Here is a 15645-nt window from a genome sequence, read left to right as displayed (position 1 = left end):
AAGGCGAGCCCTCAGGCTCGCCTTTTTTGTTATTTCCCAAGCGACCACCACCCGCGCCGCTTAGGCTTGGCAGGAGTCGGGTCAGGTTCTTCCGCAACTGTTTCGAGAACGGGCTCCAGTGCTTCGTCAGGGGTCACATCCACAGCATCCTCTGCTGGAAACTCTTCACCTGAAGCGGTCACCGCCTCAACGGACGGCTCATCCTCGGTGCTGTCCTGAGCAGCTTCGATCGCTTCCGGTGCTTCAGTCGGTTGCGTATCTTCCGCATCTGTCGCTACAGCCTGATCAGAGGCTGCTGCATCAACAGTTTCGCTGTTTTCTGCCGATTGTTCAGTGTCTGATGCCACCACCTCAGCCACAGCATCCACATCTGCGGTTTGCTCTGCGTCGGTTTCCGCTGTCTCAGCGGCTTCGGCTTCGACATCCTTCTTCCGACGACGCGGTGCGCGGCGCTTCTTTGGTTTAGCAGGCTTTTCAGCGTCTTCCTCGGCTGTCTCAACCGTTTCCGACTCTGCATCCGACTCAGCCGCTTTTTCCACCTCGCCTTCCGCAGGTGCCGCATCCGGCGCGTCGGCCTCGGCTTCCGACGCTTCTCCATTGCCCGAGCCCTTTTTCCGGCGGCGACGACGGCGCTTGCGTTTGGGTTTGGCTTCCTCTTCGGCCTGAGCGACCTCTTCCTCGGCCTCTTCCTCGTCAGTGGTGTCAACCAGATCCATCAGCGACGCATCAACCGACACAACAGGAGCAGTTGCCTCGGGCACCACACGGCTGGCGGTCTTGAACTTCTCCATCGAGAAATCGGGGCTGACCAGATGCACATCACCCTCGATTCGCACCGAAAGGCCATAGCGTGCCTCGATCTGCGCGATATGTTCGCGCTTCTGGTTCATCAGGAAGTTGGCAATGCTGACCGGGCAGCGCACCAGAACCTCGCGCGAGCGGCGGCGGGTGCCTTCTTCTTCGATCTGACGCAGGATCGACAGCGCCATGTTGTCATCCGAACGGATCAGACCCGTGCCATGGCACGCCGGGCATGGTTGCGTTGTTGCCTCGATCATACCGGGACGCAAGCGCTGGCGGCTCATTTCGAGCAGTCCAAAACCGGAAATCCGACCAACCTGAATACGGGCACGATCGGTTTTCAGCTTGTCTTTCAGCCGCTTCTCAACCGCGGTGTTGTTCTTGCGCTCGTCCATATCGATGAAATCGATAACAATCAGACCGGCAAGGTCACGCAAGCGCAACTGGCGCGCCACTTCTTCGGCGGCCTCCAAGTTGGTCTTAAGTGCGGTTTCCTCGATCGACCCTTCCTTGGTCGCCCGACCCGAGTTCACGTCGATCGCCACCAGCGCTTCGGTCACACCGATCACGATATAACCACCGGATTTCAGCTGCACCGTCGGGTTGAACATCCCGGCCAGATAACTTTCCACCTGATAGCGCGCAAACAAAGGCAGCGCGTCCTCATAGCGTCTTACGTTCTTGGCATGGGACGGCATGATCATCTTCATGAAGTCCTTGGCGATGCGATACCCGCCCTCGCCTTCAACCAGCACTTCGTCGATGTCGCGGTTATAAAGATCACGGATCGACCGCTTGATCAGGTCACCTTCTTCGTAGATCTTCGCAGGCGCGATGGATTGCAGCGTCAGCTCGCGGATTTGCTCCCACAAACGCTGCAGATACTCATAGTCTCGCTTAATCTCGGATTTCGTCCGTTTCGCCCCGGCTGTCCGCACGATCAGACCCGCGCCAGTCGGCACGTCGATTTCCGAAGCGATATCTTTCAGTTTCTTGCGGTCCGCCGCGTTGGTGATCTTACGGCTGATACCGCCGCCCCGCGCAGTGTTTGGCATCAAGACACAGTAACGACCGGCCAGAGACAGATACGTCGTCAGCGCCGCGCCCTTGTTGCCGCGTTCTTCCTTGACGACCTGCACCAGCAGAACCTGGCGCACCTTGATGACTTCCTGAATCTTGTACCGCCGTGGACGGGGTTTGCGCGGTGGACGAATGTCTTCGCTGTCGTCTTCATCCGCCACCGACTCAATCGATGAGTCCTTCGAAGTCGCATCAACGCGTTCTTCACCTTCATCCGCATCGGCGTCGGAATCCGAGGCTTCTTCCGACTTGTCAGCCTGTAATTCAGCAACGGGTGCCTCTTCGTTCGCGTCTTCCGAGATACCCTCTGCGGGCTCTACTTCGACGTTCGCTGCTTCATTCTCCTCCGCAGACGGTGCCTCAACGGCGGGCGCGTCCTCTGCAATGACCGCGTCCGACCCGGCCGCGTCATCCTCGCTCACAGCCTCTGGCTGCTCTGCCGCCTCAGTTTCATCGGCTGGTTCTTCAACCGGCGTATCCGCGACCCGCTCTATCGGAGAGGTACCTTCGGGTACAGCCAGATCAGCTGCTTCTTCGCCTTCATCCAGATCAATGGTTTCCATCCCATTGGGTTCTGAAGACACCTCAAGCGTTTCGACAGCATCCTCCGATTTGACGTCCGCAGCCTTGCTGCGAGAACGGGATCGGCGCTTTTTCTGCTTGGCCTCATCGGCCTCATCCCGCGCCTTCATCGCCTCGGCATAGGCGCGCTCTTCCTCCATCAGCGCCTCGCGATCCGCGACGGGGATCTGGTAATAGTCGGGATGAATCTCTGAGAACGCTAGGAACCCGTGCCTGTTCCCGCCGTAATCAACAAATGCCGCCTGCAGCGACGGCTCGACCCGGGTTACCTTTGCAAGATAGATGTTGCCAGCAAGCTGGCGTTTGTTTTCGGATTCAAAGTCAAATTCCTCGACCTTGTTTCCGTCCACCACCACAACGCGGGTTTCCTCCGCGTGGGTGGCATCGATAAGCATTTTCTTAGCCATGTGTCCTTGGTGCACCGCGCCAAACGCGTTGTCCTGACCCGTCCAGGCGGACAGGCGCTTTTGGGGAGGTGTCTTGTACGGGCGATATCAGACGGCGCGCGGCAGGGTCTGGCGCTGTGGCCCCCTGCCCGTATGTTCAATCGTTGCGCGCGCGTCATCGCGGTTCTTCTCCGACAGGCGCAGTGTGCTGCTGCCTGCCCATTTATTCCTTTCACCCTATAGCGCGGGCTCAGGTACTCAACTGCCCCGGGTGGGGCACAATCGGCCTGCTGAACCGTGGGGGTTTGATCCTCAGCACCGGATCAGCAGCGAAACTCAAAGATGCGGGACTTGCAGGCGTGAAATCGCCCAGCCCGTTCCGACACCATAAAAGCAGTCCTGTGGAAAAGACAATGGGCAAACTGCATGACCGCAACAGAAGAGCTACTGGATCTCTTCATCTGGCCAAAAATATCCCGGGGGTGAATTGAGCCGCAGGCTCAAGAGGGGGCTGGCCCCCTCCTGTCACAAATAATCAGATCGTTGCAGGCCGTATTTGGCCATCTTCTCGTTCAGCGTCCGACGCGGCAGGCAAAGCTCGTCCATCACCGAGGCGATCGACCCCTTGTGCCGACGCATCGTGTTGTCGATCAGCATCCGTTCAAACGCCTCAACATATTCTTTCAGCGGCTTACCTTCGGTGGTCATCACCGGCTGCATTTCCTCATGATCCGACATCAACAGCGAGGCAATTGTTCCGGACCCGCGTCGCGACTGAAGCACGGCACGTTCCGCTATATTGATCAATTGCCGTACGTTCCCCGGCCACGGAGCTTGCAGCAACTGCGCAGCCTCCTGCGCGCTGACCTGAGGCGCGTCACAGCCGTATTCCTCGGCAAACTGCTCGCTCAGACGCGTGAACAGCGACAGAATATCCTCTCCGCGCTGACGCAGCGGCGGCATGGTGATCCGCAGCGCGGCCAGCCGGTAGAACAGATCGGGGCGCAGAACATCCTCGCTGGTCTTGCCCGCCTCCTGCAGGTTCGAGATCGCAACAATACGCGTTTCCGCCGGCGTGCCCTGCTCATTCATCACGCTCAACAAACGGGCCTGCAGTGTGTCGCTCAGCGCCTCGACATCCTCCAGCACCAACGTCCCGCCGCGCGCCTCTTCAATGGCGGGCAATTGCGTGTCTTCGGGCTGCATCGGACCGAACAGACGCTTGGACAGGGCGTCCTCCTCCAGCGCCGCACACGAGACCAGAACGAATTTCTTGCCCGCCCGGCTGCCCACGGCGTGCAAGGCATGAGCGACCAATGTCTTTCCGGTGCCGGTCTCTCCGTCGATCAGAACGTGACCATCCGCCTGCCCCAGATCGAGAATATCTTCGCGCAACCGCTCCATCACAGGGCTGGCGCCGATCAGCTTGTTCATGATCTGGGTGCCGCCTGAAAGCTCACGCCGCAGTGCCCGATTGTCCAGCGTCAGACGCCGCGCATTGCTGGCGCGTTTCGCAAGCTCGGACATGCGATCTGGGTTGAAGGGTTTTTCCAGAAAGTCGAAGGCCCCGACACGCATCGCTTCAACCGCCATGGGCACGTCGCCGTGACCGGTGATCATGATCACCGGAAGCGTGCTGTCCGCCCCCATCAGCTTTTTCAGCAACTGAATGCCATCCATTCCCGGCATCTTGATGTCCGAGATCACGATACCCGGGTATTCCGGCCCCAGAACCTTGAGTGCATCCTCGGCGCTGGAAAACGTCTCGGTGTCATAGCCCGAAAGCGCCAGCCACTGGCTGATCGACTGACGCATGTCCTGTTCGTCATCCACGATGGCAATCTTCATGGCCTGTGCCATAGTCTTCCCTTTTATTCTGCGGCCTCCAGGCCGTCGCTGCCCAATATGGGCAATTGCATCTCAAATACTGCGCCGCCATGCTGGGCATTGCGCGCGGTCAACCGTCCACCATGGTCGTTCACGATCCCGGACGAGATGGCAAGCCCCAGACCCACGCCATCCCCGGGACGTTTGGTAGTATAAAACGGCTCGAACAGGTTTTCGATGTCCTCAATCCCGTGTCCATTGTCGCGTACCGTCAGAACCGCCTGGTCACCGGCGGCCAGGATGATTTCGACATCCGGCTCTGCAACAGATTTGGTGGCGTCCAGCGCATTGCGCAAGAGGTTGACCATCACCTGCTCGATCCGCATCCGGTCCCCCATAACCACCACCGGCGCTTCCGGCAAAATCTGAGTGATCTTCACGTGGCGCTGACGCAGCTGAGGTTCCATCATCGACAGGGATGAAGCCAGCGCTTCTCCAAGATTTACAGGCGAAAACGCGTCTGCCCCTTTGCGGGCATAGGATTTGAGTTGTCGTGTGATCGCGCCCATCCGCTCGATCAAACCATCGATACGACCAAAGCTGGCCAGCGCCTCTTCAGGACGATTGCGGCGCAGCAGCAACCGGGCCCCCGCAAGGTAGGTTTTCATCGCTGCCAGAGGCTGGTTCAGCTCGTGACTGACCGCCGCCGACATCTCACCCAAAGCTGCCAGTTTCGAGCTTTGCGCCAGCGTCTGTTCGGCGACTTCCAGCGTCTTTTCAACTCGTTCCCGCTCAGCAATTTCCCGCTGTAGGCGAGCGTTCAATGCGCGAAGCTCTGCCGACTCGCGTTGAAACAGGGTCATCCGCGACGTCGCGCGACGGCTGAGCGCATAGAAGGCCAGCGCCAGAAGAATCGCAAACCCCATAATTTCCAGCGCCAAAACCCCGTTCACCCGTTCGCGAATGGACGAGTATGTGGTGAACGAGGTCATCTGCCACCCCCGGAAAGGAATGCGCGTTTCCATCCGCATCACCGCCTCACCTTTCAGATAAGCATCGGCGGGCAGCGCCGTCCAATCGGTCGTGACCCGGATTGCACGTTGGATGGCGTTTTGCGGCGGTTGCAGCAACAAGGCTGAAGCCTCATCCTGCCCCCGCCAGCGCGGCTCGGTCGACAGAATGATCGTTCCAGTGCTGTCCATCACCATCACCGCGTCGGAAATGCCCGACCAGGCGCGTTCAAACTTCTGCAGGTCAACCTCGACCACGATGACGCCAAGGATTTCCGATCCGGCTTCCATCCGACGGGAATAGACAAAGCTATAGCCACCGGATTCCTTGGGAATGACCGAGAATATGGTGGCGTTGGATCGGATCGCATCAATGAAATACGGCGAGCTTCGATGCGCCTCGCCCAGACGGTTCCGGTCGGTTGCCGCCACCGTGCGCCCATCCCCATCCAGCAACATCAGCGAGGCGGCTCCGATTTCTTCAACAAACGAAATCAGCCGCTGCGTGGACAGCGAGTAATCGACCGATTGCAAGGCCGAGATCAGAGTAGGATCGCGCGCCAACAATTGCGGCACAATGGCGTTGCGCCTCAGTTCGCTTATTAGGTTGCCGGAATACAGTGCCAGTCGCAATTCTGCGCGGTTGCGTGTCGATTCTGTAAACCGGTCGGTCAGCAGATTGTTCGTGACCCAGATCGTCGCAAAGGCCACCACCAACAAGGTAAACAGCGCAAGCCGCAGACGCCAACCCATCGGCGCGCCACGCAGACGCGACAGCCACCGTTTTGGTTTGGGTTGGTTTTTTGCATTCATCCCAAAACGCTACGCGCCTGCGGCGGGGACCTCAAGTCACGCGGGGGTCAATACAGATGACAATGCGCGGAAGAGCGCCGTTCCGTCGGTGCCGCCGTGGCCTGAATCCGCCGCACGCTCTGGATGAGGCATCATGCCCAACACGCGCCGGTTGTGCGACAGGATGCCCGCAATATCATCGCGCGAACCATTTGGATTTTCAACATAAGTGAAGGCGATCCGGTCCTCGGCGCGCAATTCTGCGAGGGTTTCGTCATCGGCGAAATAATTGCCATCGTGATGCGCGATCGGAATACCGATCACATCCCCTGCATTATACCCTTCGGTAAAAGCGCTGTCGCTTGTGACAACCTTCAGGCCAACCGTGCGGCAGATGTATTTCAACCCGGCATTGCGCAACAGCGCACCCGGCAAAATGCCGGTTTCGGTCAGGACCTGAAAGCCGTTGCAGATGCCCAGAGCGTAACCGCCCCGCTCGGTATGCCCCGCAAGCGCCTTACAGATTGGCGATTGGGCCGCGATTGCGCCGCAGCGCAGATAATCACCATACGAAAACCCGCCGGGAACCCCTACGATATCGATGCCCTGCGGCAGTTCGGCGTCCTTGTGCCAGACCATCTCGACCTGAAAGCCCGCCTGCTCGAAGGCGACGGCGAGGTCACGGTCACAGTTCGAACCGGGGAAAACGATGACAGCTGCACGCATGGCGGGCCCTCCTAACAGGCAAAATCGGTAACGACCGCGACTCCGGCGGGCGCTGGGACGTCAAAGGCGGCAAGCTCGTCACTTACCTGGTTCAAAGATATGTGTCGCGTCACAAGCGGGCTCAGGTCTACGGAGCCGCCCGAGATTAGGGACAAAAGCGACGGGTAGCGCCAGCTTGGCATTCCGCGGGTTCCATAGATTTCAAGCTGACCCGAGTAAAGAGCATCCATCGGCAAAGCCATCGTTACATGCGCGCCGGCAGGCATTCCGATTTGCACCATACGACCCAGCTTTCGCAGAGATCGCAGTGCCGCCACTGTGGTCGTTTCAATCCCCAGCGCCTCGATCGTCACATGAGCCCCACCGCCAGTGATGTCTTTCACGGCTTCGACGGCGTCTGAAGTGGCGGCATTCACCACAGCGTCAGCACCCAGACGGGTGGCATAGTTCAGCTTTTCATCAGTTATATCGACCACAACAACCCGCGCGCCCAGAGCCTTGCCCAGCAAAAGGGTCGAGATGCCGACACCGCCCCCACCAAACACGGCCAGCCACTCTCCACCCTGCACGCGGGCCCGGCCAACAAGCGCCTGCCACGCAGTGGTGACGCGGCACCCCAGCGAAGCCGCGATGTCAGGGGCCAGGTTGTCCGGCAGTACGGTCAGGTTGGCATCGGCATGGGCGACGGCGATATATTCTGCAAAAGCTCCATCACAGGTAAAGCCCGGCACAACTTGTCTGGCACAAATCGTCTGATGGCCCTGCGCGCAATCCGGGCAATGGCCGCAGGCAAGAATGAAGGGTGCGATCACCCTGTCCCCAACCTTCCAGCGATTGACTCTTGCACCGGTGGCCACGACCTCGCCGCAAAACTCGTGTCCGGGAGTGATAGGCAGAACGACATCGGGGTCCGATCCGGTCCAGGCGTGCCAGTCGGACCGGCACACGCCACAGGCCAGAACCCGAACGACGACGCCATCCTCTGACGGTACAGGGTCCGGGATGCTCGTCAGTTCCAGCGGCTGACGATAGGTTATCAGTCGCGCGGCCCGCATTTGGTCAGACCAATTCGATCTCGTAGCGTTCGATGACCGTGTTGGCCAACAGCTTCTCGCACATCTCGGTAATGTCGGCTTCGGTGGCCCCGTCGGCCAGTTCCAGGTCGATCACCTTGCCCTGACGCACGCCCTCGACCTGATCAAAGCCCATGGCACCCAATGCGTGACGCACCGCTTCACCCTGCGGGTCGAGAACCCCGTTCTTGAGCATCACATGCACCCGAGCCTTCATCTTAAATTACTCCGTTCATGGGCCGGTTTCCGGCCCGTTTCAATGTGCGCGGGATCTTCTCCCGCTTTGACTTGTTCGAGTATCCTGCCAGAGCCCGGCAGGATCAGTTGATCAGTGTCGGTTTGGTCACGTTGCTTTTTGGCAGAACGCCCAAACGGCGCGCGACCTCGGAATAGGCGTCGGTCAGGTTGCCCAAATCGCGGCGGAACACGTCCTTATCCAGCTTCTGACCCGTTTCGATATCCCAAAGACGGCAGCTATCGGGGCTGATCTCGTCGGCCACAATCAGACGTTGGAAATCGCCCTCGAACACGCGCCCGATCTCGATTTTGAAATCGACCAGACGGATACCGACCGCAAGCATGACACCGCTGAGGAAATCGTTCACGCGCAGCGCGATGCTGAGGATATCATCCATATCCTGCTGGCTGGCCCAACCGAAGGCGGCGATATGCTCTTCGGTGACCAGCGGATCGCCCAGAGCGTCATCTTTATAGCAATACTCGACAATTGGACGCGGCAGTTGCGTGCCTTCGGCGATCCCCAGACGTTTGGACATAGACCCGGCCGCATAGTTGCGCACAATCACTTCCAACGGAACGATTTCGCAATTGCGAACCAGTTGCTCGCGCATGTTCAGACGACGGATGAAGTGGTTCGGTACACCGATCTGGGCCAGGCCGGTCATGAAAAACTCGCTCAGGCGGTTGTTCAGAACACCCTTGCCATCGATGACATCCTTTTTTTCCGCGTTGAAGGCGGTGGCGTCGTCCTTGAAATACTGCACGATTGTGCCGGGCTCGGGGCCTTCATACAGGATCTTTGCCTTACCTTCGTATATCTTCTTGCGACGCGCCATAAGCGACCTTTCACGACCGGGGCGAGGGAATGAGTCCCTTCGCGTTGGCGCCCTCATAGTGCAAGCCCCGCCTTCCCGCAAGTTTACTGACCCGAGAGGGTTTGACGCAGCGCAAATACCTTGCACCCGACGCGTCGTATAGTCATATCATCAGGAAAGAACATGTTATCCAAGGGGTCCCCACCAATGACCACATTCGACGAGCGTGAAGCCGCGTTTGAAAGCAAATTTGCCCATGACGAAAAGATGCAGTTCATCGCAAGGATGCGTCGCAATCGGTTCATGGCTGTCTGGGCGTCCGCGCTGAAAGGCGAAACCGTTGAGCACGCCCGCAAATACGGTCAGCAGCTTGTCCATACGGACCTGCAGAATGTCAGCGAAGACGACGTTGTCGAGGCTGTTAAGGGCTATCTTGGCGACCTGGCAGACGAAGCCAAAATCCGCGAAAAGATGGCGGAACTTCTGGCCGAAGCCAAGGTTCAGGTGATCTCGGAATCCGAAGCCTGATCCCATAAAAGACAAAACTCATTATCTTCATGAGTTTTATGAGTTTGATTTGACGCCCCGGTCATGAGACACGGGGCGTCTCTATTTGATAGGTTTTGGCCTTATATTTTGGAATACCCCATGACGAATGCACTCAGCACCCTACTGGATCGTGTCGATGTTATCCTTGCGGATGGCGCAACCGGAACCAACCTGTTCAATATGGGTCTTCAATCCGGAGACGCGCCAGAGCTGTGGAACGTAGACGCCCCGGACAAGATCAAGGCGCTGTATCAGGGATCTGTCGATGCGGGCAGCGATCTGTTTCTGACCAACACGTTCGGTGGCACCGCAGCGCGCCTGAAACTGCACGACGCGCAAAACCGGGTGGGGGAGTTGAACCGTATAGGGGCCGAACTGGGCCGCGAGGTCGCCGATGCTTCGGACCGGACGGTGATTGTTGCAGGTTCTGTCGGCCCCACAGGCGAGATCATGGAACCTGTTGGCAGCCTGTCTCATGCCGACGCGGTCGAGATGTTTCACGAACAGGCCGAGGCTCTGAAAGATGGCGGTGCCGATGTGTTGTGGCTCGAGACCATCAGCGCCCCGGAAGAACTCCGCGCAGCCGCCGAAGCCTTCGCGCTGGCAGATATGCCATGGTGTGGCACCATGAGCTTTGACACCGCTGGCCGGACGATGATGGGCGTGACCTCCTCGGATCTGGCGATGATGGTCGATACCATGGCCAACCCGCCGGTGGCGTTTGGTGCAAATTGCGGCACGGGTGCCTCGGACATCCTGCGCACGGTTCTGGGTTTTGTCGCGCAGGGTACGGAAAAGCCGCTGATTTCGAAAGGCAACGCCGGTATTCCGAAATACGTCAACGGACATATCCACTATGATGGTACGCCCGAGTTGATGGGCGATTACGCTGCCATGGCGCGTGATTCCGGTGCAACCATCGTGGGCGGTTGCTGCGGTACCACACCCGACCACCTGCGCAAGATGCGTGAAGCCCTGGATACCCGTCCGCGTCAGGATCGCCCGACCCTGGATCAGATCACCGACGCGCTGGGACCCTTTACATCGGCCTCGGACGGCACAGGCGACACCGCCGCGCCCGAGCGGCGGACACGCCGCCGCCGCCGCGCTTGAATGTGCTGCTTTAGCGCCCCTCGAATTTCGGGGGGCGTTTTTGCATGAAAGCCACGACGCCTTCGGAAAAATCCCGCGTGCGCCCGCATTCCCCCTGCAAATGTGCTTCCGTCTTCAACTGTTCCGACAGGCTGTTGTCATAGGTGCCGCGAATGGCCTTCTTGATCGCGCCAAACCCGGCTGTTGGTCCCTTGGCCAGATAATCCGCGCGCTTGCGCCAATGCGCGTCAAAGCTGTCATCCGACACAGCTTCCCAGATCAGCCCCCAATCATCGGCCTGCCGGGCACTGATCTTGTCTGCAAAAAGCGCGGCCCCCATGGCTTTGGCAAAGCCCATCTGGCGCGGCATGAACCACGTGCCTCCGGCGTCCGGCAACAAGCCGATCCGGGCGAATGCCTGCAGGAAATAGGCGCTTTCTGTCGCGATCACCACATCCGCGCACAAGGCCAGATTGGCCCCTGCCCCAGCAGCCGCACCGTTGACGGCTGCTATGGTCGGCACCGGACAGGCATAGACCGCCTCCAGCATGGGTTCGTATTCGTCGCGCAAAGTGCCTTCCAGATCGATCTTGCCAGTGCTGGACGCATCGCCCAGATCCTGACCAGAACAAAAAGCGGGCCCTGCGCCGGTCAACACAATGGCGCGGGCATCCTGCGCTGCTTTTTTTATGGCATGAGTGATCTCGGCCCGCATCTGCGTGGTCAGCGCATTCATCTTGTCCGGACGATTCAAGGTCAGAACCGCCAAATCGTCCGAAATCTCCAGCCGAATTTCTTCGTACTCCATCATCCCCCCTCTGTTCCGAGTTTCATGCAACTCTGACTGAGATGCTCGAGAAGGGAAAGGTGAACGGCGCGTCAGTTTTCCAGAATTCGGCGCAGACGCTCCTGCTCTTCGTCGCTGAGCTTGTCCTGATCTGCACTTACCTGAGGCTGCGATCGCTTGCGCAGAAAGTTCCAGCCCATGCCTGCGGCAACCAATAACATGATCGGCCCTGCCAACCAGAGGAAAAGGTTTGCCCCCTTGGTTGTCGGGTTCAGCAGAACGTATTCGCCATAACGTTCGACGATGAAATCCACAGCTTCCTGATCGGTGTCGCCCGCCACCAACCGTTCGCGCAGCAACAGGCGCAAATCCCGCGCCAGTTCCGCGTTGCTTTCATCAATGCTCTCGTTGCGGCAAACAAGACAGCGCAAGCCCGTACTGATATCCCGCGCCCGGGCCTCAAGCGCCGGGTCGTCAAGAACTTCATCCGGCTGAACGGCGAAGACCGGCGTCGCAATCATCATGAGGATCAGGACCAGACGTTTCATTCTGCAGGCACTCCTGTCGCAGGCGTCTTGCGCGCGCCTGCCGCCACGCGGAACCGGCGATCCATCAGGCTTAGCAAACCGCCCAATGACATCAGAATGCATCCACCCCAAATCCAGTTGGCCAGAGGTTTGACATAGGTCCGCATCACCCAGCCGCCATCTGCCTGCTGATCCCCGATGACGACATAGAGGTCGCCCAGGAACCGGTAATCGATGGCCGCTTCGGTTGTGGGCATCCGCGCCACCGGATAGTCGCGCTTTTCAGGATGCAGAGTTGTCATCTGCCGCCCGTTTTTTTCGATCCCAACATCTGCAGTGGTCGAAAAGTAGTTCGGCCCCTGCACCCGGCGGACATCCTGCAAGGTCAGGGTGAATTGCCCGACCTCGAACGGTTGCCCGGGCTGTGCGACACGAATATCTTCGACCTCCCATGCGGTCAGGCCGGCAATGGCGAAAATGGTCACGCCCAATCCGGTATGTGCAACGGCCTTGCCCCAGTCTGCGCCCGGCAGGCGGAACAGACGCGTCAGGCTGCCCTTGCGGCCTGTCCGGCTCCAGAGATCAATGATCGCTCCCAACGTGATCCACGCGCCGAGGAAAAGCCCCACCGGACCCAGCGCGCTACGGCCTGTCTGCATAACCCAGACCAGTATCGCCAACGCCACGGCCAGAACAAAGGCATAGCGCAGCGACCACGCCGCACGCCCCAATCGACCGCGTTTCCATGGAAGGATAGCCCCGACCGGCAGAACCAACCCCAACACGACCATGAAGGGCGTGAAGGCGAAGTTGAAGAACGGCGCCCCGACCGAGAGTTTGCGGTCAAACGCCATCTCGGCCACCATCGGCCACAACGTGCCGAAGAACACCACGAAACAGCTTACAGCCAGCAGGATGTTATTCACCACCAACGCGCTTTCACGGCTGACCATACCGAATACGCCTTTGGCCTCCATCGCCTGCGCGCGCGCCGCAAACAACGTCAACGCTCCGCCAATGAAAATCACCAGAATGAACAGGATGAACACGCCGCGCTCGGGGTCATTTGCAAAAGCATGAACCGAGGTCAGCAAACCCGACCGCACAATAAACGTCCCGATCAGCGAGAACCCGAAAGCGATGATCGCCAACAGGATGGTCCAGCTTTTCAGCGCCTCCCGTTTTTCCACAACAATAGCCGAATGCAGAAGCGCCGCCGCCAGAAGCCATGGCATGAACGAGGCGTTCTCGACGGGATCCCAGAACCAGAATCCGCCCCAGCCCAACTCGTAATAGGCCCACCATGATCCCAAAGCGATGCCGATGGTCAAAAAGACCCATGCTGCCAGTGTCCAGGGCCGCACCCATCGTCCCCAGGCCGCATCGATGCGACCTTCGATCAGGGCGGCAACCGCAAAGCTGAATGCCATACTCAGCCCTACATAACCAAGATACAGAAACGGTGGGTGAAAGGCCAAACCCGGGTCTTGCAACAACGGGTTCAGGTCGCGCCCGTCAAAGGGCGGGACCGGAAGCCGGTCGAATGGATTCGATGTGAACAGAATGAACGCAAAAAACGCGACACCGATCGCCGCCTGCACTGAAAGCACCCGCGCCTTGAGCGTCGGGGGCAACCCGCCGCCGAACACCGCGGCCATGGCGCCAAACAAGGTCACAATCAGCACCCACAGCAGCATGGAACCTTCGTGATTGCCCCATGTTCCGCTGATCTTGTACAACATCGGCTTCGCGGAATGGCTGTTTTCCACCACAATCCGCAATGAGAAATCCGAAGCCATGAAGGCCCAGACCAACGCAGCAAACGAAAACCCGGTCAAAAGGAACTGCGTCACCGCAGCGGGTTCAGCAAACCCCATCCAACCCGGCCACCGTTTTGCGGCTCCAATAAAGGGCACCACCGCTTGCACGATGGCAACCAGAAACGCGAGGATTAAGGCGAAGTGACCGAGTTCTGTAATCATGGCCCATTTATACGCGCAGCGCGGGGCAAGGACCATTCACTTTCACTCAACGTTGCTGCACATAGTGTCGCGGCCTATCCACCACGTCGCCGTTTCCAATCATCCAGAGCGGGATTATGATCCGCCGACATGATCGCCTTTGACCTGTCGTCCGGGTCGCCGTCTTCCCGCAAGTCCAGCAATTGATCGAGATTGGCAACGACATCCGGCGTCCGCCTCAACGCCGCACCGACCTCTCGCTGAAACTCCTGTGCCTTTGCCTGATGACGGGCACCGAAATAAAAGCTGACGATCACCCCCAAAAGCCACCACAACGGCTCGGGAACCAGCGCAATCCCCTGCATCCGCGCGGCAAACCACAAGGGATCTATCATGGCCGCCAAAAACAGCCCCAACGTCCCCAAAGCCAGGGCCGGGCGCGGCAGGCGGTTCAAACCGTCCACAAAACGGTCGAACATACCGCGTTGTGTCAGTTGAAACTCAGCCCCGAATTGCGCCAATGCATCCGTGCGCAAAGAAACGGCCCGCGCGGCACCTTCATCCGCCCCTTCCCGAAAAATCTCGGCTGTCTCCCTCACCACGTTGCGCCCGCCACCGAACAACAATCCGAAAATGCTCGCAATCAGTCCCATGCGGATATCCTTTGTTCAAATTCAACTTTGCTCAGATGATATTTCGGCGAAACAAAGGCCTCGGCTCGCTTGATCCAACCGCCTTTGCCACCAACCCGAGTACGTACATATTTTCGCGAGGCCGGTCTGCGATCCGCCAAGCGGAAATAAAAATTGCGCCGCGCGATCCCGTAAGCATCCCGCAAAAGCCCCACGTCCGATGCCCCGGCATCCGCCGTCGCCTGTGCGGTCTCAGGGCCGATGACGCTGTCGACCGCCAGATCATACCCCATCCGCCGCAGCAGCGTTTGCAACAGTTTCACCGCCTGTCCGCCGGCATTCACATACATATCAAAAACCGACGGCCTAACTGCCGCAGGCAACATTTGGATACGTGGCTTTTCGTAATAGTGCTCCAGAAATATTGCGATCGCTTGATCCTCACTCAGGGCGCGCACATCGCGACGATCCACTTTGCCGTCCCCGGTCAGGTCCATCCCCAAATGCTGCAGCGTATGTATGGTGACACCGTGTTTTGTCGCGCCCCCGGGATCATCAGGATCATCCACGTAACCGCCTTCCCGGGCGACGATCTCCCGGGCAATCTGTCGAACCGTTTTCATACACCCATCCCTTGATCAGATGCCCAAACCGTCCCGCAATTCAGTTAACCCCTCAAAAAGGCAAAGGGCGCTGCCCGCCCATTCGGCGCAACGCCCCTTCTTCTTCTGTTCAAAAATACCTCCGCCGGAGGCATCCAGCAAA

Annotated in this window: 14 protein-coding genes; 2 read left to right on the top strand and 12 right to left on the bottom strand. The window is 58.9% G+C overall.

Annotated features, from left to right (window positions below):
* Positions 1-29 precede the first annotated feature (29 nt).
* The 7 genes from ACRZ9X_RS15080 to purC all read right to left on the bottom strand — a co-directional run bounded on the left by ACRZ9X_RS15080 (position 30) and on the right by purC (position 9353).
* Positions 30-2870: an Rne/Rng family ribonuclease gene (locus tag ACRZ9X_RS15080; protein ID WP_480520259.1), complete on the bottom strand. Its 2841-nt coding sequence runs from the start codon at positions 2868-2870 to the stop codon at positions 30-32.
* Positions 2871-3374: 504 nt separating this feature from the next.
* Positions 3375-4709 (bottom strand): sigma-54-dependent transcriptional regulator, encoded by a 1335-nt coding sequence (locus ACRZ9X_RS15075; protein ID WP_480520257.1) that lies wholly within the window; start codon positions 4707-4709, stop codon positions 3375-3377.
* Positions 4710-4720: 11 nt separating this feature from the next.
* A complete protein-coding gene (locus ACRZ9X_RS15070) occupies positions 4721-6439 on the bottom strand; it encodes a sensor histidine kinase (protein WP_480520588.1) in 1719 nt (572 codons plus the stop codon).
* Between the two features lie 96 nt (positions 6440-6535).
* The gene (gene purQ / locus ACRZ9X_RS15065; RefSeq protein ID WP_480520255.1) at positions 6536-7204 is read right to left on the bottom strand and encodes a phosphoribosylformylglycinamidine synthase subunit PurQ; all 669 of its coding nucleotides are present in this window, start codon (positions 7202-7204) and stop codon (positions 6536-6538) included.
* A gap of 11 nt (positions 7205-7215) precedes the next feature.
* Positions 7216-8259: a zinc-dependent alcohol dehydrogenase family protein gene (locus tag ACRZ9X_RS15060; protein ID WP_480520253.1), complete on the bottom strand. Its 1044-nt coding sequence runs from the start codon at positions 8257-8259 to the stop codon at positions 7216-7218.
* 4 nt (positions 8260-8263) lie between these two features.
* Positions 8264-8494, bottom strand: coding sequence for a phosphoribosylformylglycinamidine synthase subunit PurS (gene purS / locus ACRZ9X_RS15055; protein ID WP_170354098.1), 231 nt, complete (start codon positions 8492-8494; stop codon positions 8264-8266).
* A gap of 103 nt (positions 8495-8597) precedes the next feature.
* Positions 8598-9353: a phosphoribosylaminoimidazolesuccinocarboxamide synthase gene (gene purC, locus ACRZ9X_RS15050; RefSeq protein WP_480520250.1), complete on the bottom strand. Its 756-nt coding sequence runs from the start codon at positions 9351-9353 to the stop codon at positions 8598-8600.
* 186 nt (positions 9354-9539) lie between these two features.
* Between purC and ACRZ9X_RS15045 the strand changes: the two genes are divergently transcribed.
* Positions 9540-9860, top strand: a complete 321-nt coding sequence (locus ACRZ9X_RS15045) for a DUF1476 domain-containing protein (protein WP_480520248.1) — start codon at positions 9540-9542, stop codon at positions 9858-9860.
* Positions 9861-9980: 120 nt separating this feature from the next.
* On the top strand, positions 9981-10994 hold the full coding sequence (gene bmt, locus ACRZ9X_RS15040) for a betaine--homocysteine S-methyltransferase (protein ID WP_480520246.1): 1014 nt from the start codon (positions 9981-9983) through the stop codon (positions 10992-10994).
* Positions 10995-11004: 10 nt separating this feature from the next.
* Here the strand turns inward: bmt and ACRZ9X_RS15035 are convergent, their stop codons facing one another.
* The 5 genes from ACRZ9X_RS15035 to ACRZ9X_RS15015 form a co-directional block, all read right to left on the bottom strand.
* Positions 11005-11781, bottom strand: coding sequence for an enoyl-CoA hydratase-related protein (locus ACRZ9X_RS15035; RefSeq protein ID WP_480520586.1), 777 nt, complete (start codon positions 11779-11781; stop codon positions 11005-11007).
* Between the two features lie 71 nt (positions 11782-11852).
* A complete protein-coding gene (locus tag ACRZ9X_RS15030; RefSeq protein ID WP_480520245.1) occupies positions 11853-12308 on the bottom strand; it encodes a cytochrome c-type biogenesis protein in 456 nt (151 codons plus the stop codon).
* Complete coding sequence (locus ACRZ9X_RS15025) at positions 12305-14269, bottom strand: heme lyase CcmF/NrfE family subunit (RefSeq protein ID WP_480520584.1); 1965 nt, start codon at positions 14267-14269, stop codon at positions 12305-12307. The genes ACRZ9X_RS15030 and ACRZ9X_RS15025 overlap by 4 nt, the downstream gene beginning before the upstream one ends.
* 74 nt (positions 14270-14343) lie before the next feature.
* A complete protein-coding gene (locus ACRZ9X_RS15020) occupies positions 14344-14901 on the bottom strand; it encodes a holin family protein (protein WP_480520243.1) in 558 nt (185 codons plus the stop codon).
* Positions 14892-15503, bottom strand: coding sequence for a holin-associated N-acetylmuramidase (locus ACRZ9X_RS15015; RefSeq protein ID WP_480520241.1), 612 nt, complete (start codon positions 15501-15503; stop codon positions 14892-14894). The genes ACRZ9X_RS15020 and ACRZ9X_RS15015 overlap by 10 nt, the downstream gene beginning before the upstream one ends.
* Between the last annotated feature and the right edge of the window lie 142 nt (positions 15504-15645).

The organism is Ruegeria sp. AL1 (assembly GCF_056540905.1).
This window is presented reverse-complemented; position numbering and strand designations above follow the sequence as displayed.